General features: G+C 70.9%; 22 protein-coding genes and 1 pseudogene. 20 read left to right on the top strand and 3 right to left on the bottom strand.

Going from position 1 to position 19,810, the window contains the following annotated elements; all coding sequences use genetic code 11:
- The 11 genes and pseudogenes from IM777_RS16050 to IM777_RS16000 all read left to right on the top strand — a co-directional run bounded on the left by IM777_RS16050 (position 1) and on the right by IM777_RS16000 (position 8,120).
- Positions 1-1,035 (top strand): zinc-dependent alcohol dehydrogenase family protein, encoded by a 1,035-nt coding sequence (locus tag IM777_RS16050; protein ID WP_194384052.1) that lies wholly within the window; start codon positions 1-3, stop codon positions 1,033-1,035.
- Positions 1,032-1,796: a YqjF family protein gene (locus IM777_RS16045; protein ID WP_194384051.1), complete on the top strand. Its 765-nt coding sequence runs from the start codon at positions 1,032-1,034 to the stop codon at positions 1,794-1,796. The genes IM777_RS16050 and IM777_RS16045 overlap by 4 nt, the downstream gene beginning before the upstream one ends.
- 292 nt (positions 1,797-2,088) lie before the next feature.
- Positions 2,089-2,769 carry an HAD family hydrolase gene (locus IM777_RS16040; protein ID WP_228480865.1) on the top strand — a complete coding sequence of 227 codons (681 nt, stop codon included), beginning with the start codon at positions 2,089-2,091 and terminating at the stop codon, positions 2,767-2,769.
- Positions 2,770-2,802: 33 nt separating this feature from the next.
- Positions 2,803-2,973, top strand: a pseudogene (locus IM777_RS16035) (phosphonate ABC transporter, permease protein PhnE); the annotation flags it as partial.
- Entirely contained in the window at positions 2,951-3,814 is an 864-nt protein-coding gene (locus IM777_RS16030) for a MurR/RpiR family transcriptional regulator (protein WP_228480864.1), read from the top strand. The pseudogene IM777_RS16035 and the gene IM777_RS16030, both read left to right, overlap by 23 nt.
- A 39-nt stretch (positions 3,815-3,853) precedes the next feature.
- Positions 3,854-4,663 (top strand): hypothetical protein, encoded by an 810-nt coding sequence (locus IM777_RS16025; protein WP_194384047.1) that lies wholly within the window; start codon positions 3,854-3,856, stop codon positions 4,661-4,663.
- The gene (locus IM777_RS16020) at positions 4,609-5,154 is read left to right on the top strand and encodes a copper resistance CopC family protein (RefSeq protein WP_228480863.1); all 546 of its coding nucleotides are present in this window, start codon (positions 4,609-4,611) and stop codon (positions 5,152-5,154) included. The genes IM777_RS16025 and IM777_RS16020 overlap by 55 nt, the downstream gene beginning before the upstream one ends.
- Before the next feature lie 32 nt (positions 5,155-5,186).
- A complete protein-coding gene (locus IM777_RS16015) occupies positions 5,187-5,759 on the top strand; it encodes a copper chaperone PCu(A)C (RefSeq protein ID WP_194384045.1) in 573 nt (190 codons plus the stop codon).
- A complete protein-coding gene (locus IM777_RS16010; RefSeq protein WP_194384044.1) occupies positions 5,759-6,982 on the top strand; it encodes a Dyp-type peroxidase in 1,224 nt (407 codons plus the stop codon). The genes IM777_RS16015 and IM777_RS16010 overlap by 1 nt, the downstream gene beginning before the upstream one ends.
- Positions 6,983-7,110: 128 nt before the next feature.
- Positions 7,111-7,806: an acyl-CoA synthetase gene (locus tag IM777_RS16005; protein WP_194384043.1), complete on the top strand. Its 696-nt coding sequence runs from the start codon at positions 7,111-7,113 to the stop codon at positions 7,804-7,806.
- A complete protein-coding gene (locus tag IM777_RS16000; RefSeq protein ID WP_071045244.1) occupies positions 7,803-8,120 on the top strand; it encodes an amino acid transporter in 318 nt (105 codons plus the stop codon). Before IM777_RS16005 ends, IM777_RS16000 begins: the two co-directional genes overlap by 4 nt.
- Before the next feature lie 5 nt (positions 8,121-8,125).
- Here IM777_RS16000 and purB read toward each other — a convergent pair whose 3' ends face one another.
- Together purB and IM777_RS15990 are read right to left on the bottom strand one after the other, a co-directional pair.
- The gene (gene purB, locus IM777_RS15995; protein WP_194384042.1) at positions 8,126-9,508 is read right to left on the bottom strand and encodes an adenylosuccinate lyase; all 1,383 of its coding nucleotides are present in this window, start codon (positions 9,506-9,508) and stop codon (positions 8,126-8,128) included.
- A gap of 36 nt (positions 9,509-9,544) precedes the next feature.
- Positions 9,545-10,051 (bottom strand): low molecular weight protein-tyrosine-phosphatase, encoded by a 507-nt coding sequence (locus IM777_RS15990; protein WP_194384041.1) that lies wholly within the window; start codon positions 10,049-10,051, stop codon positions 9,545-9,547.
- Between the two features lie 154 nt (positions 10,052-10,205).
- Here IM777_RS15990 and IM777_RS15985 point away from each other — a divergent pair, with 154 nt between their 5' ends.
- Together IM777_RS15985 and IM777_RS15980 are read left to right on the top strand one after the other, a co-directional pair.
- Positions 10,206-10,499: a hypothetical protein gene (locus IM777_RS15985; RefSeq protein WP_194384040.1), complete on the top strand. Its 294-nt coding sequence runs from the start codon at positions 10,206-10,208 to the stop codon at positions 10,497-10,499.
- A 7-nt stretch (positions 10,500-10,506) separates the two neighbouring features.
- The gene (locus IM777_RS15980) at positions 10,507-11,829 is read left to right on the top strand and encodes a serine/threonine-protein kinase (protein ID WP_194384039.1); all 1,323 of its coding nucleotides are present in this window, start codon (positions 10,507-10,509) and stop codon (positions 11,827-11,829) included.
- Between the two features lie 12 nt (positions 11,830-11,841).
- On the opposite strand, the gene IM777_RS15975 is transcribed toward IM777_RS15980, so the two are convergent.
- Positions 11,842-12,234, bottom strand: coding sequence for a phage holin family protein (locus IM777_RS15975; RefSeq protein ID WP_071045239.1), 393 nt, complete (start codon positions 12,232-12,234; stop codon positions 11,842-11,844).
- 63 nt (positions 12,235-12,297) lie between these two features.
- Between IM777_RS15975 and IM777_RS15970 the strand changes: the two genes are divergently transcribed.
- The 7 genes from IM777_RS15970 (at position 12,298) to IM777_RS15940 (ending at position 19,800) form a co-directional block, all read left to right on the top strand.
- Entirely contained in the window at positions 12,298-13,416 is a 1,119-nt protein-coding gene (locus tag IM777_RS15970; protein WP_194384038.1) for a histidinol-phosphate transaminase, read from the top strand.
- Positions 13,413-14,567 carry a thiamine pyrophosphate-dependent dehydrogenase E1 component subunit alpha gene (locus tag IM777_RS15965; RefSeq protein ID WP_194384037.1) on the top strand — a complete coding sequence of 385 codons (1,155 nt, stop codon included), beginning with the start codon at positions 13,413-13,415 and terminating at the stop codon, positions 14,565-14,567. Before IM777_RS15970 ends, IM777_RS15965 begins: the two co-directional genes overlap by 4 nt.
- A 62-nt stretch (positions 14,568-14,629) precedes the next feature.
- Positions 14,630-15,595 carry an alpha-ketoacid dehydrogenase subunit beta gene (locus IM777_RS15960; RefSeq protein WP_071045290.1) on the top strand — a complete coding sequence of 322 codons (966 nt, stop codon included), beginning with the start codon at positions 14,630-14,632 and terminating at the stop codon, positions 15,593-15,595.
- Between the two features lie 22 nt (positions 15,596-15,617).
- On the top strand, positions 15,618-16,970 hold the full coding sequence (locus IM777_RS15955) for a dihydrolipoamide acetyltransferase family protein (RefSeq protein WP_194384035.1): 1,353 nt from the start codon (positions 15,618-15,620) through the stop codon (positions 16,968-16,970).
- 171 nt (positions 16,971-17,141) lie between these two features.
- The gene (locus IM777_RS15950; RefSeq protein WP_194384034.1) at positions 17,142-18,134 is read left to right on the top strand and encodes a metal ABC transporter solute-binding protein, Zn/Mn family; all 993 of its coding nucleotides are present in this window, start codon (positions 17,142-17,144) and stop codon (positions 18,132-18,134) included.
- Positions 18,131-18,937: a metal ABC transporter ATP-binding protein gene (locus tag IM777_RS15945; RefSeq protein ID WP_194384033.1), complete on the top strand. Its 807-nt coding sequence runs from the start codon at positions 18,131-18,133 to the stop codon at positions 18,935-18,937. The genes IM777_RS15950 and IM777_RS15945 overlap by 4 nt, the downstream gene beginning before the upstream one ends.
- A complete protein-coding gene (locus tag IM777_RS15940) occupies positions 18,934-19,800 on the top strand; it encodes a metal ABC transporter permease (protein WP_194384032.1) in 867 nt (288 codons plus the stop codon). The genes IM777_RS15945 and IM777_RS15940 overlap by 4 nt, the downstream gene beginning before the upstream one ends.
- Positions 19,801-19,810: the final 10 nt, after the last annotated feature.

Raw genomic sequence — 19,810 nt, 5'->3', positions numbered from 1 at the left:
GTGCGCGCGCTGGTCATGGATGAGATCGCCGGACCGCTGTCGGTCCGAGACGTCGCCGCGCCGGCCGCCCCCGTGGGCGGAGTCGTCGTGGCGGTGAAGGCGACGGGGCTGTGCCGCAGCGACTGGCACGCCTGGGTCGGGCACGATGACATCGCCCTGCCGCACGTTCCCGGCCACGAGCTCGCCGGCGTGGTCGACGCCGTGGGCGCGGGCGTCGAACGCTGGAGGGTCGGCGACCGGGTCACCGTTCCGTTCGTGTGCGGATGCGGCCGGTGCACGTGGTGCCGCCGTGGCGACGCGCAGGTGTGCCCCGACCAGCAGCAGCCGGGGTTCACCCACTGGGGGTCGTTCGCCGAACGGGTGGCCCTGCACGCCGCGGACACGAATCTCGTCGCGATCCCCGACGACGTGTCCTTCGAGGCCGCCGCCGCGCTCGGGTGCCGCTTCGCCACCGCCTTCCGGGCCCTCACGGCACGTGCGCGCCTGTCCGCCGGGGAATGGGTCACGATCGTCGGCGCCGGCGGAGTGGGTCTGAGTGCCGTGATGATCGCCAAGGCGCTCGGCGCGCGGGTCGTCGCGGTCGACCGCAGCGAACGCGCGCGGCAGACCGCCGTGCGACTGGGCGCCGACCACGTCGTGCCGGCCGGCGACGATGTGCCGGCGCGCATTCGGTCGTTGACCGACGGCGGAAGCCACGTGTCGATGGATGCCGTCGGGTCGGAGCAGACCTGCGCCGATGCCGTGCTGTCGCTGCGCCGCCGCGGACGCCACGTGCAGGTCGGACTGCTGCCGAGCCCCACAGGTCTGTCGCCGGTGCCGATGGCGCGCGCGATCGCGTGGGAACTCGACGTTCTCGGCAGCCACGGCATGGCCGCCGTCGACTATCCGGCGATGCTGTCGCTCATCGAGCGCGGCGATCTGCGTCCGCAGGACCTCGTCGAAGCGGTCGTCTCGCTCGATGACGCCGCCGCCCTCCTGCCCGTGCTCGACCGGTCGTCGCCGGCCGGCATGACGCTGATCGACCCGAGCCGATGACCCGCTCCGACATGCCGCTGCTCGAGCCCGGCGCGCCCGCACTGCCCGGACGGGCACGGATCGCCCAGCGCTGGAGCCGTGCCGTGTTCCTGCACTGGCGGGTGGATTCCGACCGCATCCGGCCGCTGATGCCGGCCGGCGTCGAACCCGATGTGTTCGACGGGTCGGCCTGGATCGCCCTCGTCCCCTTCGTGCTGTCCGACTTCCGGTTCCTGCCCTTCGGGCCGGTGCCGCGCCTCGGCACCTTCTGCGAGATCAATGTCCGCACCTATGGCGTGGATGCCGCCGGAAGGCGCGGCGTCGTCTTCCAGACGCTCGAGGCCGAACACCTCCTCCCCGTGCTCACCGCGCGAGCCCTCTTCGGACTCCCCTACCGGTGGTCGCAGATCGGCATGCGCGATGAGCCCGGCGCGCTGGTGCGGGAGTTCCGCTCACGGCGTCGATCCTCGAGAGGACGACCCGGAGAACCGCGCACGCGCATACGCGTGGCGATCGGCGAGACCGCGGTAGACACGCCGCTGTCCCGCTTCCTCACCGCGCGATGGGGGTTCCATGAGCGGCATCTCGGCCGCACGATCTGGGCGGCGAACGAGCACGAGCCCTGGCCGCTCGTCGAGGCCGAGCTGCTCGCTCTCGACGACGACCTGCTCGCCGCGGCCGGATTCTCCGACCTCGCCGATCGAGCACCCGACTCCGTCCTCGCGATGCCGTTCGACCACCCGGGCCTGATCACGCGGTTCTCGGGCGCCCGCCGGGCCTGACACCGCCCCGACGCGCCGTTCCCGCGCCCACTCCGCGCCCCTACCGCGCCCGCTCAGCGCCGTTTCCGCGCCGGTACGTGGGTCCTCGCGTCAACAAAACAGGAGATCGGCGCCGTGGCGGCGGGGAACAGGGCCGATCACGCCTGGTCGCCGCGAAATCTCCTGTCTTGTCGACGGCGTGGGAGCCCATCCGCAGGCCTCGTAACCGGTTGTTCATCTGCCGGTGAGCATTCCGTCCATAATCGCGGTCTAACTTGGACGCTGCGTCCACATGGACGCGGAAGGGACCCACGTGACCGGCACCATCGTCTTCGACCTCGACGGAACGCTCGCCCTCGGCGACGGACCGATCGTCGCCTACGCCCGCTCCCTCGCCCGGGTCGCCGGTGACGGCTTCCTCACCACGGCCGAGGCGGAACTCGCCTCCTTCGCGGCGGGAGACTCGGGATACCGCGACGGGTACCACGCCGTCGGAACCGCCGCGGAGCACGCCGGCATCGCCTCCGACGACGTCAGCGCGGCCTACGAGACCAGCCGTGACGTGCTCGGCACCCCCGCGGCGCCGGTGGCACCCCCGGCCGGAATCGCCGACCTCCTGTGCGACCTCGCCGGCGACGCCCGGCTCGTGCTGGCGACCAATGCTCCCGACGCCGGCGTGCGGGAGCTCCTCGCCGACTGGGGCATCGCCGACCTCTTCTCGGCGATGCACTTCACCGTCGGCAAGCCGGACGGACTGTCGGCCGTGATCCGCGGCGCACTCGAGGACGGCCCCGTGCTCTCGATCGGCGACATCGCCGAGTTCGACCTGGCCCCCGCGGCGGCTCTCGGTGCCGACACGGCGCTCGTGGGCGCCACCTGCGACTCCTCGCCGTTCCCCGCAACGCTGCGCGGGCGCACGATCGCCGACCTCTCCGACGATCTTCGCGCCTGGACCGCCGCGGCGGCATCCGGCTCGTCTCCCGCTCACCGCTGAGAGGCCTGTCGCGAGTCACCCGGCCTGCTGCCCGGCATCGGCAACATGCTGTCGAACTACACCGACTACCGAGAGTGGGATACGGTCGGCATGCTCCTGATCGTCGTGGTCGCGGCCACGATGCTCATGGATGCGATCTCCGGCGCGATTCGCCGCCGGATCATGGAGGGAGCGGGCGCACGTGACCTGGGTCGGATCCTCTGACGCACCCCCGAGCGCGCGTGTCGCCGCCCTCGCCCCCTCGATGCAGCCCAGCGAGCGACGGGTCGCCGAGGCGATCGCCGCCGACATCGAGTCGGCCATCGACCGGTCGGCGCAGGAGGTCGCCGAGGCCGTCGGGGTGGGCCGTGCCACCGTCATCCGGACCGCGCAGACTCTCGGCTACGACGGCTATCCGCAGTTGCGGGTGGCCCTCGCCCGTGAGCTCGCACGCGGATCGGCGGCCCCCGCCGTGACGAGCGACGGCTCGATGCTCGGCGCGCTGCGGGCCGAGGTGGATGCCTTCAGTGCGCGCCTGCCGCAGACGGTCACCGCCCTCACCGACGACCAGCTCGAAGGCTTCGTCGGCGCCCTGGACGGCGCGACGCGAGTGCTGGTGGCCGCGAACGGCCTGTCCGCACCGCTCGGACTGGACATGGTGCTGCGCCTGACGGCCGCCGGACGCCCCTCAGAGTACCTGCCGGACACCCTCGGACAGGAGATCGCGGCCCGCCAACTCGGCGCGAGCGCCGTCTGCCTCGTCATCTCGGGGTCGGGGGTCAACCGTGCCACGCTCGCGGTCATGACCGCGGCGCGCGAGAGCGGCGCCCGCGTGATCGCGATCACCTCCTTCGCGCGGTCGGCGGTCGCCGAATCCGCCGACATCGCGCTCGTGATCCCCCCGGTGCGCGGATCCTTCCGCGAAGAGCTGGAGCACGCCTCCCGAGCGTCGCTCATGCTCGTCACCGAATCGGTCGTGGGCCTTCTGGTCGCGAGCCGCGGCGACCAGGGTCGCGACGCCCGTTCGGCCACCCTCTCCGTGCTGGGGCACTCGCTCGACGAGTGAGGACTCACCTCCCCCGGCGGAGGTGCGACAATGGGGACCATGCGTCAGTCACGGGCACCTCGGGTCGCTCGTGGTCTCGTCGCCGCATCCGTCGCGACATTCGTCGCGCTGCTGTCCCACGTCGCCGGTGGCGGTGCGATGCCCGGATGGCTCGGCATCGTCGTGCCGTGGGTGCTGTGGGTGTTCGTCTGCACCCTCTTGGCCGGTCGACGCCTCTCCGTCTTCCGCCTGTCGCTGTCGGTCACGCTCAGTCAGGTGCTCTTCCACGTGCTGTTCGTGCTCGGCGCGGCCGATGCCGGGGCGGTGACGGCCGGCGGCCACCACCACGGTGCGATCACGCTGGCGCCGCTGTCCGGCGAGACGACCGCCGCGTTGTATGCCGATGCCGCCATGTGGGGCTGGCACGTGCTCGCGGCCGTCGTCACGGTCGCGGCGCTGCACCGAGGCGAGCGGGTACTCGCCGCGCTGCGCACCCTGGCCGGCGAGCTGGTCGCGTGGTGGCGCCGGCGTCAGCCCGTCGCCGTGCTCTCCCCGGTTCCGGATGCGCCCCGCGCCCCTCTCTTCGTCGTTGCCCCGTCGGTCGACGACGCCCCCCGCCTGGCGCGCCCCTGCGGCGCCGCGGACCGCCCGCCCTCCGAGTGCTCTGACCACCGCCGTCGTCCGTTCCGGGCGACGGGTCGTTCGCGCTCGGCCGAGGCCGAGCGGAGTACTCGCGCACGATCGTGCGCAGAAGGGCGTCGTCGATGTTCCGCATCCGCACGCGCCTCGTCACGGCGGTTGCCGCGACGAGCATCGTGCTCGGATCCACCGTCGTCGTCGCGGCCCCCGCCGCCGCGCACGACGAACTGATCTCGAGCACCCCGGCCACGGACGAGCAGCTCGCCGTGGCTCCCGAGTCGGTGACGCTCACCTTCTCGGGTGAGATCCTCCCGATGGGGGCGGCCGTCGTCGTCGCCGACGCCGATGGCCATGACTGGGCCGACGGCGAGCCCGAACGGAGCGACAACGTCGTGACGATCGCGCTCGAGCCGGATATGCCGGAAGCGGGATACGAGGTGCGCTGGCGCGTCGTCTCCGAGGACGGCCATCCGATCAGCGGTCTCGTGCCGTTCACGATCGGTGATGCCGAGCCTCTCGAGCGGGCCGCGACCGACACGACCGCGAGTACGGGTGACAGCGTCGGCGACCCGGCGTCGTCGCAGAGTCAGAGCACACAGGAGAGCGCGGGCGCGATGCGTCTCGTGCTCATCGGCGCGGGTGGGGCGGCCGTCGCGGTCGCCGCCTTCGCGCTCATCTCCCTCACCCGCCGGCGAAAGGCCGGCACCGGCGACGAGTCGTGACCCGTCGCCATCGCACCCTGAAAGGCAATCCTGTGAACACAACCATCCGCACCACCTCTCGTTTCGGCGTGCTCCTGGCAGCGGGCGCACTTCTGCTCGCCGGCTGTGCGTCCACCTCGACGCCCGCCGCCGACACCGAGGCCGCCACCCAGGCGGACTCCTTCGCGATCAGCGACGCGTGGGTGAAGTCCGCCGAGTCCGGCATGTCGGCGGCCTTCGGGGAGTTGGAGAACTCCTCCGGCGAAGACATCACCGTCGTCGCCGCCTCGACGGAGGTCTCCCCGATGATCGAGCTGCACGAGACGGTCACCGACGAGACCGGGGAGATGGTCATGCAGCCGATCGACGGCGGCTTCGTCATCCCCGCCGAGGGCACCTACGCGCTCGAGCCCGGCGGCAGCCACATCATGCTGATGGGGCTCGAGCAGCCCATCGTGGCCGGCGAGGAGGTCACCTTCACGCTGACCTTCGCCGACGACTCGACGGTGGAGTTCACGGCCCCGGTGAAGGACTACTCGGGCGCCAACGAGAACTACGTCGGCGACGACTCCGAGATGGACATGGACATGGACGAGTCCGACACGAGCGGGTCGGACGACAGCTGATGGCCGCGCCCGACAAGGGCGCGGGCCGATCCGGCTCGACCCGGCGGCAGTTCCTCCTCGGGGGAGCTGTCGCCGGCGTCGGCGCCGCTGCCGCGATCGGCGCCGACCTGGCCCTCTCCCAGAACGACTCCCCGACCGCATCCGCCTCGGTGCCGCTGAACGGCGACACCGTGGTGCCCTTCTACGGAGCACATCAGGCCGGCGTCGACACCGACGCCCAGGCGCACGGCACCTTCGTGGGCCTGAGCCTGCACGACGACGTCGACCGCGACGGGCTCCGCCGTCTCATGCAGGTCCTCACCGATGATGCGTCGCGCCTGACGCAGGGCGAGGCGGCCCTCGCCGACTCCGAGCCCGAGATGGCCTCCCCGCCGGCGCGCCTCACGGTGACGTTCGGCTTCGGTCCCGGATTCGTCGCACGCGCGGGCGGGACCGGACCCGCCTGGCTCGCGCCGCTGCCCGCGTTCGGCATCGACAGGCTGCAGCCGGAGTTCAGCGACGGCGACCTGCTCATCCAATTCGCCGGCGACGACCCGACGACCGTCGCCCACGCCACGCGCATGCTGCTCAAGGATGCGCGCAGCTTCGCCGACGTAAAGTGGACGCAGCACGGCTTCCGTCGCGCCTACGGATCGGTCGCCCCCGGGACGACGATGCGCAACCTGTTCGGCCAGGTCGACGGCACGGCCAATCCGCAGCCGGGCACGAGTGAGTTCGACACCGTGGTGTGGAACACCGAGGGCTGGATGGCCGGCGGCACCGGCGCGGTCGTGCGCCGCATCCAGATGGACCTCGACACGTGGGACCAGCTCGATCGGCCCGGGCGGGAGCAGTCCGTCGGCCGCTATCTGTCCAACGGTGCGCCGCTGACGGGCACCGCGGAACACGACGAGCCCGACTTCGAAGCCACCACGGCCATCGGGTTCCCCGTGATCCCGGAGTTCTCGCACATGCGGCGGTCCCGACCCGACGACCCGACGCAGCGGATCTTCCGGCGCGCCTACAACTACGACGAGGCGCCCACCGGCGACCGGGTGTCGGACTCCGGGCTCATCTTCGTGTCGTTCCAGGCAGACGTCGAGAAGCAGTTCACGCCCATCCAGCGACGCCTCGACGAACTCGATCTGCTCAACGAATGGACGACGCCGATCGGTTCGGCCGTCTTCGCCGTGCCGCCGGGCTGCGCCGAGGGCGGATACATCGGAGAGACCCTCCTCGCCTGACGTTCTGGCTGCGCGGGATCGGGCAGGACTGATGCGTCCCGGACGGGCGTGGAGTACCCGCACAGGGGCGACGACCTAAACTGGACGCATCCGTCCTGTCCGTCAGGACCACCTCCACAGGAACCATCGTGACTTCATCTCCGTCTTCGCGCGCCTTCGACGTGCGCCACGTCCAGGTCGCGCGTGCGGTCTTCGCGGCGATCGCCGCGGTGATGATCACCTTCTCGAGCGACCACTCGGCCGCCGTGGGTCTCGCCGTCTTCAGCGGGTTCGCCCTCGCCACCGCCCTCGTGCACCTCGCCGCGGCGTGGCTGGTGTACCCGGCGGGCGCCCGGTGGCCCGCGGTGCTCCTCGGTCTGATCTCGGCCGCCGCCGGCATGGCCGCCGGCCTGCCGCCGTGGCGCACCACGACGCTCTTCTTCGTCATCGTGGTCGCGTGGGCGGTCCTCACGGGAGTGACCGAGCTCATCGCGGGCATCCGCGGCATGCGCGGCGGGGCAGGCAGCATCCCCACTCGCACCGAGTCCCGCGACGGCGTCGTCATCGGCGCGCTCACCCTCGTGTTCGCCGCAGCGACGCTGATCGTGTCGCCGGAGTATTCGCTCAGCTACACGATCGAGGAGGCCGGCACGTTCGAGCTGACCGGCACCATCATCGCCGTCGGCGTGCTGGGCTTCTACACCGCCATCGTTGCGGTGTACCTCGGCATCGCCGGAGCCAGCCCGCGGCCCAAGACTGCGCCCGCCGAGACGGCCGGATCCGACACCGCCGAGCAGGGTGCTGCCGAACAGGGCGCTGCAGAACAGAGGGGCGCCGACGCGTGACCGACAAGCCCACCCGCCGCGACCTGCTCAAGCCCGTTCAGCTTCTCGGGCTCGCCTTCGCCGCCGCCGCGTTCGCCGGGATCGTCGCGCTCGTGGCGATGGGGTTCTTCCAGGCGCTGCCGGCTGAGGACCACCAGCGCGCGATCGTCGTCGCGCTCGTGGTGGCGGGGGTGAGCTTCATCGCGACGCTTCTCATCGTCGCCCTGCTGCTGCTCGCGGTCGATCCGGCCGAGATGGAGAAGCCGATCGATCGCCCGGTACTTCTCCCCGACGAGGTCGACTCCGCGGGCGACGAGTCCCCCACCTCCTCCTGAGCCGTCTACGCGAGCGTGTCGACGAGGGACGACGCGAGCCCGGTGTAGCCGCCCGGGGTGAGCGCGATCAGGCGCTCCTTGGCGTCATCCCCGATGTCGAGACCCCGCACGAACTCGGCCAGCTCCGCCGCGCCTACGCGACGACCGCGCGTGAGCTCCTTGAGCAGCGCGTAGGGGTCGGAGATCTGCGATCGTCCGGCGGTGATCTCGGCGCGAACGACGGTCTGGATCGCCTCGGCCAGCACCTCCCAGTTGGCGTCGAGATCGGCATCCAGCATGTGCTGCGACAGCGAGATCTCGCCGAGCCCGCGCTCGAGGTTGTCGAGGGCGAGCAGCGAGTGCCCGAACGCGACGCCGATGTTGCGCTGCGTGGTCGAATCGGTGAGGTCGCGCTGCATGCGGCTGGTCACGAGGGTCTGGGCGAGCGTACCGAACAGGCCGCCGGAGATCTCGAGATTCGCCTCGGCGTTCTCGAAGCGGATCGGGTTGATCTTGTGCGGCATCGTCGAGGAGCCGGTTGCTCCGGCGACCGGGATCTGCGCGAAGAAGCCGAGCGAGATGTAGGTCCATGCGTCGGTCGCGAGATTGTGGAGGATGCCGCCCGCGTGCCGCACGCGGTCGTAGAGCTCGACCTGCCAGTCGTGCGACTCGATCTGCGTGGTGAGAACGTTGAAGCCGATGCCGAGGCCCTCGATGAACGAACGCGACAGCTCCGGCCAGTCGACGTCGGGCTCGGCGGCCAGGTGCGCGGACCACGTGCCGGTGGCACCGGAGAACTTCGCGAGGAAGTCGCCGCCCTCGATCTGATCCGCGACCCGCGCAAGACGCCATGCGAACACGGCGAGCTCCTTGCCCATCGTGGTCGGGGTGGCCGGCTGGCCGTGGGTGCGCGAGAGCATCGCGGCGTCGCGGTGCTCGACCGCGAGAGCCTCGAGCTTCGTGATCACCGCGCGGAGCTCGGGCAGCCACACCTGCGTCACCGCTCGCTGCACCGTCAGGGCATAGGCGGTGGAGTTGATGTCCTCGCTCGTGCAGGCGAAATGCGTGAGCTCGGCGATGCCGCCGAGATCGAGTCGGTCGAGCCGGTCGCGAACGAGGTATTCGACGGCCTTCACGTCGTGACGGGTGACCCGTTCCTTCTCGCCGAGCCAGGCGATCTCCTCGGCGCCGAAATCGATGTAAAGCGCGCGCAGGCTGCGCTTGGCCTCCTCATCCAGGGGTGACGTTCCGAACAGCGAACGGCCGGTGAGGGCGAGCAGCCACTCCACCTCCACCTCGACGCGCGCGCGGTTCAGGCCCGCCTCGGAGAGGAAATCGGAGAGCGGGGCCACGACGGCGCGGTAGCGGCCGTCGAGCGGGCTGAGGGGCTGGTCGGGCAGAGAGGTCACCGGAGACTCCCGTCGTCGCGCGTGAGGGGACCGGCGTCAGGACGCCGGTCTGATGGCGGGTTCGAGCTGCCGGAAGAGCGCCCGGCTCGCACCCTCGATCATAGTCAGCACGTCGTCGAACATCCCGGGGCCGGCGTAGTAGGGGTCGGGCACGTCGAGGGTCGGCGCATCCGTCTCGAACGACATCAGCAGCGCGAGCTTGTCGGTGTCGCCCTCGGTGCGGGCCCACTCGTGCAGGATGCGCTCATGGCTGCGGTCGAGCGCGACGATCAGGTCGTTGCGCTCGAAGTCCTCGCGGGTGAACTGCCGGGCACGGTGTCGCGATCCGTCGTAGCCCTTGCGCTCCAGGGCTTCCAGCGTGCGGTGATCGGCTCGCTCGCCGACGTGCCACTCCCCGGTTCCCGCGCTCGTCGAGACCACACGATCGCTCAGTCCGGCCGAATCCGCGAACCAGCGGAAGACGACATCGGCCATCGGGGAGCGGCAGATGTTGCCGGTGCAGACGAAGACGACGCGGAACGGTTCGTACTCGTTCGCGCTCATGATCCCCATTGTGCGTGCACCGGATGCGCTTCGCGCAAGAGGCGGATGCCGTCCGGCCGCTCTCCTCCTGCACAGGTCGCACCTGTCCCGCCTCCGTCCTCAGGCTCGCCGTCGCGGCTGCGACCGAGGCCGGACGCGGCCGCATCCTGAACGCATGCTCTTCACGTTCCCCTCCCCCGCCTCGACCATCTCGGGCGCCGACGTGGCAGCGGCCGAGCGCGCGGAACGGCGTCTCGCGCTCGCGGTCGAGCGCCTGCGGCAGGTCGAGACCGACGCCGTGCGGCTGGCCGAGGCGACGTCGTGGCGCTCCCGCGGCGGGCGGGAGTTCCGTGATGCCGCGCAACGCTGGTGCGACGACATCGCCGGCGCGGCCGCACAGGCCGACGTGCTGCGCGATGACGCGGCCCGGCAGGCGATGCGACTGCAGGATGAGGCGGAGTGGGGATGAGTGAGCGATGAGCGACGACCTCGACATCTCCGCCGGCGGCGCCGTCGCCGTCGACACCGACACCCTCCGTCACGCTGCGCGTGGCTTCGACGTGCTGCACGCCGACCTCGACGACGTCGATCGCTACCTGATGCTCGCCGCCGACGATCTGATGGTGGGCCCGGCGACGTCTCAGCGGCTCGGGGCGGAGATCGACGCGCTCCGGATGCGCACCGCGGAGCGGCGCGAGACGGCCGCCGAGGTCGCGCGAGCGCTCCGCGATGCTGCGGCCGTGTACGAGACCGTCGAACTGTGGGCGGAGCGCCGTGCGGCGGAGCTCGCGGGCGACGACGCGCGAGCCGGTCTGATCCAGCGTCGCCTGACGGCCCTTCACGGCGACCACCCCGACGCGGGGATCGGCGCCGCGATGCTCCTCATGCGTCACACGCTCACGTGGCCGAGCGACCTGGTCGCGCAGGCCCACACCACCGGCGCGCTGCTGAGTCCCTTCGGGGCGGCCGGGCTGTTCGTCGGCGGCCTCGCCGCGAGCGCGCACGGCACCGGCGCCGGCCGGGTGCCGGCATCCGCCCGCCTCACCGGAGCCCCGGCGTCGGTGGCCGTGCGTCGCACCGCGGCGTCGTCGCTGCCGGCACCGCGGTCGTTCGCCGACATCGCCGCGCGGATGCCGGCCGGGGCCGCGCAGGTGCGCATCGAGAAGTACACGTTCACCGGAGCACCCGCGCAGTATGTCGTCTACGTCGCGGGCACGCGGTCGTCGCAGCTCGGCGGCACCCAGCCCTTCGACAACCGCTCCAACCTGCAGCTCTACAGTCGGCAGCGGTCGGCCTCCTACGACGCGACCATCGCGGCGATGGGAGATGCCGGCATCCGGCCGGGAGACGTCGTGCACACCGCCGCGCACTCCCAGGCCGCCATGGTCACCTCGCACCTGGCGCTCGAGGGCACCTACGACGTGCGCACCGTCATGACCTTCGGCTCCCCCGTGCACGCCGACGTCGGCGACGACGTGCTGGCGGTCACCGTGCGGCACACCGATGATCCGGTGGCGGCGCTGTCGGGCGGGGGTTACGCGCAGGCGGTGGGCGCACCCGGAAGCGTCGTGGTCGAACGCAGCGCCGATCCCGACGCGGGGATCGACGATGTCACGATGCCCGCGCACCATATGTCCGCCTACGCCGAGACGGCGGCGTTGATCGATCAGAGCGACGATCCGCGCGTGGACGGCGTGCACGACCTGGTCGATGCGCTGGCCGAGGCGGACGGTGTCGAGGTGTTCGAGTACACCGCCCACCGCCGCTCCGACCGGTCCGCGGGAGGTGGCGGACAGTGAGCCGCGGTCGGCTCAGCCCTTGTCGCGAGGGCGCAGGATGATGCCGGCGATCCAGTTGATGAGCGAGATGACGATCGCCGCGACGATCCCCCACCAGAAGTCCTCGACCCGCAGGCCGAAGTTCCAGAATCCCGTGATCCAGGCGGTCAGCCACAGCAGGAAGCCGTTGATCACCAGGCCGATCAGGCCCAGCGTGAGGATGTAGATGGGGAAGGCGAGCACCTTGATCACGGTGCCGATGAGCGTGTTCACGAGCGCGAAGATCGCCGCGACCAGGAGCAGGGTGAGCACCAGCTGCAGCGTCTCGCCGGGCTCGAAGGGGATGACGCTCACACCGAGCACCGGAATGAGGGTGACGATCCAGATGGCGAACGCGTTGACGACGACTCGAAGCAGGAAGCCCATAGTGGCGACAGTCTCCCACGCGCGCACCTCGGTGCGACAGTGCGCGAGTCGTAGACTCGGGCCGTGACCGACGGATCCGACATCCCCGTGCGCGTGCGCGCCGACATCGCGGCGCTGCCCCCCTACAAGCAGGGGCGCCAGGCGGGGGCCGACGCCTACAAGCTCTCCAGCAACGAGAACCCGTTCGATCCCCTGCCGGGCGTCGTCGAGGTGCTGCGGGAGTCCGTCGGCGTCAACCGCTATCCGGATGCGGCGGCGACCCTGCTGCGCGAGCGCCTCGCCGCACGCTACGACGTCGATGTCTCGCGCGTGCACATCGGTGCCGGCAGCGTGTCGATCCTGGCCCAGCTCGTGCAGGCCGTCTCCACTCCGGGCGACGAGGTGATCTACGCGTGGCGCTCCTTCGAGGCCTATCCCTGGTTGACGGTGCTCGCCGGGGCGACCGGCGTGCAGGTCCCGGTGACCGACGACGCGCGTCATGACCTGGACGCGATGGCGGCGGCCGTCACCGCCCGCACGCGAGCTGTGCTCGTCTGCTCGCCGAACAACCCCACCGGGCCGGTCGTCACCCAGGCCGAGTTCGACGCGTTCGTCGCGCGGGTGCCCGATGACCTGCTCATCATCCTCGACGAGGCCTACGCCGAGTTCGTGACCGATCCCGACGCGGTCGACGGCACGCGTGTGCTCGCGACCGAGCGGCCCAACGTCGTGGTCTGCCGCACGTTCTCCAAGGCCTTCGGTCTCGCGGGACTCCGCGTCGGGTACGCCCTCGGCCACCCTCGGGTGCTCGATGCGGCCCGCAGCACCGCGATTCCGCTGTCGGTGACCGGGCAGTCCGAAGTTGCGGCGATCGCCAGCCTCGAGCTGGAGGACGAGCTCCGAGCGCGTGTCGCCGTGATCGGGGAACGGCGGGATCGCTTGGCCGCACAGCTGCGCGAGGTGGGGTGGCGGATTCCGCAGGCGCAGGGGAACTTCGTGTGGCTCCCTTCCGGTGACGCGTCGATGACGATCGCGGCGGCGTTCGAGGCAGCAGGCCTCATCGTGCGGCCCTTCGCCGGTGACGGCATCCGGATCTCCGTCGGCGAAGAGGAATCTGTGGACAAGGTCCTACGCATCGCGGAATCCGTTGTGCATGATCTCCCAGCGGGCCACCCCGGACGGCGGGCTAGCGTAGAACGGTGACCCCGCCCGAAGCGCCCGCACACGGCACGTCCGAACATCCCGACGTCGTACGCCTCCTCGACGCCGACGGCTCGCTCTCCCCGAGCGCCGCCGCCGAGGCCTATCTGCCCTACATCGAAGCGCTCGACGACGCCGATCTCAAGACCTTCTATCGCGACATGGCGGTGATCCGAGCCTTCGATCAGCAGGCGACGCATCTGCAGCGTCAGGGTCAGCTCGCGCTGTGGCCGCCGAGCTTCGGGCAGGAGGCCGCGCAGGTGGGATCCGCTCGGGCCGCCCGCGCGCAGGACCACCTCTTCCCCTCCTATCGGGAGCATGCCGTCTGCCGCATACGCGGAGTGGACCCCGTCGACATCATCCGTCTCATGCGGGGTCTCACGCACGGCGGATGGGATCCGGCCGACCCCAAGAACGGCAACACCCACATCTACACGCTGGTGCTCGGTGCGCAGGCGCTGCACGCGACCGGGCTGGCCATGGGCATGGTCTTCGACGGCCGAAGCGGCACCGGAGACCCCGACCGCGACGCGGCGGTGATCGTCTACTACGGCGACGGTGCGTCCAGCCAGGGCGACGTGCACGAGGCGATGGTCTTCGCAGCGAGCTACCGCACGCCCGAGGTCTTCTTCCTGCAGAACAACCACTGGGCCATCTCGGTGCCCGTCGCGACGCAGTCGCGCGCCCCGCTCGTCCAGCGCGGCACGGGATACGGCATCCCCAGCGTGCAGGTCGACGGCAACGACGTGCTCGCCAGCTACGCGGTCACGCGCCGGGCGCTCGACGAGGCGCGCGGCGGCGACGGTCCGCGTGCGATCGAGGCGCTCACCTACCGAATGGGTGCGCACACCACGAGCGACGACCCCACCAAGTACCGCACGTCCGACGAGGAGCAGTCCTGGGCGCGGCGCGACCCGATCGCGCGCATGCGCGCCTACCTGGAGGGCCGCGGCGCGTCCGCGGCGTTCTTCGCCGACGTCGAGGCGGAGTCGCGGGCGGTGGCCGACGACGCCCGCGTGCGCACGAATGCTCTCGGCGGAATAGACGCCGAAGCCATGTTCGCCCACGTGTATTCCGCCCCGCATCCGCTGATCGATGAGCAGCGTGCGTGGCTGGCGGCCTACGAAGCGACGTTCGAGGGGGAGACGCGATGAGCACGGATGCCGCGACGGCCACGCCCACGGCAACACCCGCAGCGAGCGAGACCACCGCGGTCATGCCGATCGCCAAGGCCCTCAACGCCGGCCTGCGCGCCGCGATGTCCGCGAGTGACCGCGTGCTGCTCATGGGCGAGGACATCGGCCGCCTCGGCGGCGTCTTCCGCGTGACGGAGGGGCTGCAGGCCGAGTTCGGCGAGCGTCGCGTGCTCGACACCCCGCTCGCCGAGTCCGGCATCGTCGGCACCGCGATCGGCCTGGCGATGGGCGGATTCCGACCGGTGATCGAGATCCAGTTCGACGGGTTCGTCTTCCCGGCGTTCGATCAGATCACGACGCAGCTGGCGAAGATCACCAACCGCCACGAGGGCGCCGTGCAGATGCCGGTCGTGATCCGCATCCCCTACGGCGGACACATCGGCGCGGTCGAGCACCACCAGGAATCGCCCGAAACCTACTTCGCCCACACGCCCGGGCTGCGCGTGGTGAGCCCGTCGACGCCGAACGACGCGTACTGGATGATCCAGGAGGCGATCGAATCGCCCGATCCCGTCGTCTTCCTCGAGCCGAAGGCACGCTACTGGCAGAAGGGCGAGGTCGATCTCACGGCTCCGGCCGTGCCGCTGCACGCCTCCCGTGTCGTGCGGCGCGGCACCGACGTCACCCTCGTCGGTCACGGCGCCATGGTGACGACGCTCCTGCAGGCGGCCGCTCTCGCGGAGTCCGAGGGGACCAGCTGCGAAGTGGTCGACGTGCGCTCGCTCTCGCCGGTCGACTACGGCCCCCTCCTCGACTCGGTGCGGCGCACCGGCCGCATGGTCTACGCGCAGGAGGCGCCCGGGTTCGTCAGCCTCGGATCGGAGATCGCGGCGACGGTGACCGAGAAGGCGTTCTACGCTCTCGAGGCGCCGGTGCTGCGCGTGTCGGGCTTCGACACGCCCTTCCCCGCGGCCAAGCTCGAAGGCGTCTACCTGCCCGATCCCGACCGCATCCTCGAGGCCGTCGACCGCGCCCTCGCCTACTGACCCGCCCCAGCAGAGGAACGCCATGAGCACGCAGACATTCGTCCTCCCCGACGTCGGGGAGGGTCTCACCGAGGCCGAGATCGTCTCGTGGCGCGTCTCTCCCGGCGACGAGATCGCCGTCAACGACGTGATCGTCGAGATCGAGACGGCCAAGTCGCTCGTCGAGCTCCCCTCGCCGTTCGCCGGTACCGTCGGCGATCTGCTCGTCGCCGAGGGCGACACCGTCGAGGTGGGTGCGGCGATCATCACCATTGCGGATGCCGCCTCCGGCGTCGACACCACCGTCGGGCGCTCGGAGCACGGGGAGGCCGCCGAGGCCCCGGAACCGGACGGATCGGGATCGGTCCTCGTCGGCTACGGCTCCGGCGGCCCCGTCCAGTCCCGGCGTCGGAAGCCCCCGGTGTCGGCCGCGGAGCGCATCACGTCGTCGGTCGGCGTGGTGGCCAAGCCGCCCATCCGCAAGCTCGCCCGCGACCTCGGGGTCGACCTCTCGGCCGTGACCCCGACCGGCGCTGCCGGCGAGGTGACCCGCGACGACGTCGTGGCGCACGCCTCGCAGGCGAGCGTCTTCCGCAACATCGAGACGCCCGCGTGGGGCGAGGTGCGCGAGGAGACGATCCCGGTCGCCGCCCCCGCACCGCCGGCCACGACCGCCGCGGTGTCGCCGGCGGATGACCGCGAGGAGACCATCCCGGTGCGCGGCGTGCGCAAGGCGACCGCGAGCGGCATGGTGCGCAGCGCCTACACCGCTCCGCACGTGTCGGTGTGGGTCGACGTCGACGCGACTCGCACGATGGAGCTCGTCAAGCGCCTCAAGGCCTCGCCCGAGTTCGCCGACACCAAGGTGTCGCCGCTGCTGATCATGGCCCGGGCCGTGGTGTGGGCCGTGCGCCGCACCCCGATGGTGAACGCCGCGTGGGTCGACACCGACGAGGGCGCCCAGATCCGCGTGCGTCACTTCGTGAACCTCGGCATCGCGGCGGCGACGCCGCGCGGGCTGCTGGTCCCCAACATCAAGGACGCGCAGGCGCTGTCGGTGCGCGAGACGGCGAAGGCGCTCGAGAAGCTGACGCTCACGGCGCGCGAGGGCAAGACGACCCCGGCCGACCAGCAGAACGGCACCATCACGATCACGAACATCGGCGTGTTCGGGGTCGACGCCGGAACGCCGATCATCAACCCCGGTGAGGTCGGCATCGTCGCCCTCGGAGCGATCCGGCAGAAGCCGTGGGTCGTCGACGGCGAGGTGCGGCCCCGGTGGGTCACGACCGTGTCGGGTTCGTTCGACCACCGTGTCGTCGACGGCGACCAGGTCTCCCGCTTCATCGCCGACATCGCCGCCGTCCTCGAGGAGCCCGCCCTCCTCGTCGAGTAGCCGCCGTTTCGCGTCCGGGCGCCCACGACCGGGCGTTCGGTTGCCGCTCGTTGTCGCTGTGGTGTGGGGATGCGGCATCCGGGGACAGGTGAACGGATCAGGGCAGGGATCGGCGCCAGGCACCTGCTCATGATTTTGGGAACGATTATCACTAGGCGTAGGATCTCCCCCATGCGTGACTCCCGAATCCTGCCCTCCGTCGGTATCGCAGCCGGCACCGTCCTCGTCCTCGCCGGATGCGGCTCCGCGGCCACCGAGCCGGCCGCCGACAGCGACGACACGATCGCCGTCGTCGCCTCGACCAACGTCTACGGCCAGATCGCCGAGCAGATCGGGGGAGACGCGGTCACCGTCACGTCGATCATCGACAGCTCCGCACAGGACCCCCATGAGTACGAGGGCAGCGCGCAGGATCAGCTTGTCGTCAGCGAGGCCGACATCATCATCGAGAACGGGGGCGGATACGACGCGTTCGTCGACGCGATGATCGAATCGAGCGGATCGGAAGCGCACGTCATCACCGCGGTCGAGTACTCGCACGACTACCCCGGCGAAGAGGCTGAGCACGACCACTCCGAAGAGGAGGAGGCCGAGGAGGAAGCGGCCGAAGAGGAGGAGCACGAGCACGAGCACATCGAGGGCTTCAACGAGCACGTCTGGTACGACCCTCACACGATGGAGCACGTCGCCGAGGCGATCGCCGAGGAGCTGAGCGAGCACGACCCGGAGCAGGCGGAGACGTACGAGGCCAACCTCGCCGCGTTCGTCGAAGAGATCGCGACCATCGAAGACGACCTCACCGCCGTCGCGACCGATCACGAGGGCGACGAGATCTTCGTGACCGAGCCGGTTCCGCTCTACCTGTCGTCGGCCGCCGGACTCGTAGGCGTCGCCCCCGAGGCCTTCACCGAGGCGGTCGAAGAGGGTCAGGATGTCGCGCCCGCGACCCTCCTGGAATCCCTCACGCTTCTCGAGTCGGGCGATGTGAGCCTCGTCATCGTCAACGCCCAGACCGGCGGTGCCGAGACCACGCAGATCATCGACGAGGCTGACGCGCAGGGCATTCCGGTGATCGAATTCTCCGAAACCCTCCCGGAGGGGGAGACTTATGTCTCGTGGATGCAGGCGAACGTCGCGGCGATGGCCGACGCTCTGACGGAGTGACGCCTCCGCTCCAGATCCGCGGCGCGGCGCTGCGGCGCGACGGCCGGGAACTGTGGGCGGGGCTCGACCTCGAGGTGCAGCCCGGCGAGCTGATCGCCGTGCTCGGACCGAGCGGCTCGGGCAAGACCACCCTGCTGCGGGCGATCCTCGGCCTCGAGCAGCTGAGCGAGGGCAGCGTGACCGCGCTCGGTGAGCCCGTGCGCGGGGCCGGCAACCGCCGGATCGGATACATCCCGCAGCAGCGTCCCCTGCCGCCCGAGACCGCCCTGCGCGCCCGCGACCTCGTCGCCCTCGGCGTCGACGGCCATCGGTTCGGGCTCCCGCTGCCCCGACGCGGTGACCGTGCTCGCGTCGACCGCCTCCTCGAGGCCGTCGGCGCCGGCGACTACGCCGACCGTCGCGTCGGGGAGCTCTCCGGCGGCGAGCAGCAGCGCCTGCGCGTCGGACAGGCGCTCGCCGACGATCCGCCCCTCCTTCTGTGCGATGAGCCCCTCACCAGCCTCGACCTCGCCAACCAGCGCGCGGTGATCGGTCTCATCGACCGGCATCGTCGCGCCACCGACGCGGCCGTGCTCTTCGTGACCCACGACATCAACCCGGTGCTCGACCGTGTCGACCGCATCCTCTACATCGCGAACGGCCGCTTCTCGCTCGGTCGCCCCGACGAGGTGCTCGAGTCGGCCACACTGACCCGCCTCTACGGCGCCCCCGTCTACGTGCTCAAGGCCGGCGGACGCCTCGTCGTCGTCGGCGCGCCCGATGCCGAGGAGCACCACCATCACCACGACGAGGCCGGCGCATGAACTGGGCTGACGTGTGGGACGCGATGTTCGGCGGGCTGCCGTACTACGGGCAGATCCTCGAGCTGGTGTGGAACTCCGTCGTCGCCGGCGCCGTGCTGGGGCTCGTCGGCGGCCTGATCGGCGTGTTCGTCATCCAGCGCGACATGGCCTTCGCCGTGCACGGCATCAGCGAACTGTCCTTCGCCGGGGCCGCCGCGTTCCTTCTCATCGGCCTCGACGTGGTCACGGGGTCGATCGTGGGATCCCTCGTGGCTGCGGCGCTGATCGGATGGCTCGGCGCCCGCGCGCGCGACCGCAACTCCATCATCGGCGTGCTCATGCCCTTCGGCCTCGGCCTCGGCATCCTCTTCCTGTCGCTCTACAGCGGCCGCAGCGCGAATCGGTTCAGCCTGCTCACCGGGCAGATCGTCTCCGTGCAGTCCGATCAGCTCGGCTGGCTCATCGGCATCGGGGCGCTTGTGATGCTCGGCCTGCTGCTCATCTGGCGACCCCTGCGGTTCGACTCCCTCGACCCGCAGGCCGCCGCCGCGCGGGGCGTGCCCACGACGGTCGTCTCGCTCGGCTTCATGCTCCTGCTCGGGCTGATCGTCGCCGTCGCGGTGCACATCATCGGCGCGCTCCTGGTGATGGCGCTGCTGGTCACTCCCGCCGCCGCCGCGATGCGCGTGGCCTCCGGCTCGCTCGCGGTGCCGGTGCTGTCGGCCGTCTTCGGGTTCGTCTCGGCCGTCGGCGGCATCCTGCTGGCGATCGCGGGCACCCTGCCGGTGAGCCCCTACATCACCACCATCTCGTTCGCCATCTATCTCGTCTGTCGCGTCGTCGGTCGCCGGCGGGGTCGCGTCACCCGCGAACGGTTCGCATAAGAATCGCCCG

Origin of the sequence: Microbacterium luteum, assembly GCF_015277875.1 — a bacterium.
GTDB classification, from domain to species: domain Bacteria; phylum Actinomycetota; class Actinomycetes; order Actinomycetales; family Microbacteriaceae; genus Microbacterium; species Microbacterium luteum.
The sequence above is the reverse complement of the archived record's forward strand: the minus strand, read 5'-3'. Positions and strand labels throughout refer to the sequence as shown.

Excerpts from the sequence above, each read along its gene's own strand:
- IM777_RS16045 (WP_194384051.1), top strand. The coding sequence starts at position 1,032 with ATGACCCGCTCCGACATGCCGCTGCTCGAGCCCGGCGCGCCCGCACTG.
- IM777_RS16025 (WP_194384047.1), top strand. The coding sequence starts at position 3,854 with ATGCGTCAGTCACGGGCACCTCGGGTCGCTCGTGGTCTCGTCGCCGCA.
- IM777_RS16010 (WP_194384044.1), top strand. The coding sequence starts at position 5,759 with ATGGCCGCGCCCGACAAGGGCGCGGGCCGATCCGGCTCGACCCGGCGG.
- IM777_RS15990 (WP_194384041.1), bottom strand. The coding sequence starts at position 10,051 with ATGAGCGCGAACGAGTACGAACCGTTCCGCGTCGTCTTCGTCTGCACC.
- IM777_RS15985 (WP_194384040.1), top strand. The coding sequence starts at position 10,206 with ATGCTCTTCACGTTCCCCTCCCCCGCCTCGACCATCTCGGGCGCCGAC.
- IM777_RS15980 (WP_194384039.1), top strand. The coding sequence starts at position 10,507 with ATGAGCGACGACCTCGACATCTCCGCCGGCGGCGCCGTCGCCGTCGAC.
- IM777_RS15975 (WP_071045239.1), bottom strand. The coding sequence starts at position 12,234 with ATGGGCTTCCTGCTTCGAGTCGTCGTCAACGCGTTCGCCATCTGGATC.
- IM777_RS15960 (WP_071045290.1), top strand. The coding sequence starts at position 14,630 with ATGCCGATCGCCAAGGCCCTCAACGCCGGCCTGCGCGCCGCGATGTCC.
- IM777_RS15955 (WP_194384035.1), top strand. The coding sequence starts at position 15,618 with ATGAGCACGCAGACATTCGTCCTCCCCGACGTCGGGGAGGGTCTCACC.
- IM777_RS15950 (WP_194384034.1), top strand. The coding sequence starts at position 17,142 with ATGCGTGACTCCCGAATCCTGCCCTCCGTCGGTATCGCAGCCGGCACC.
- IM777_RS15940 (WP_194384032.1), top strand. The coding sequence starts at position 18,934 with ATGAACTGGGCTGACGTGTGGGACGCGATGTTCGGCGGGCTGCCGTAC.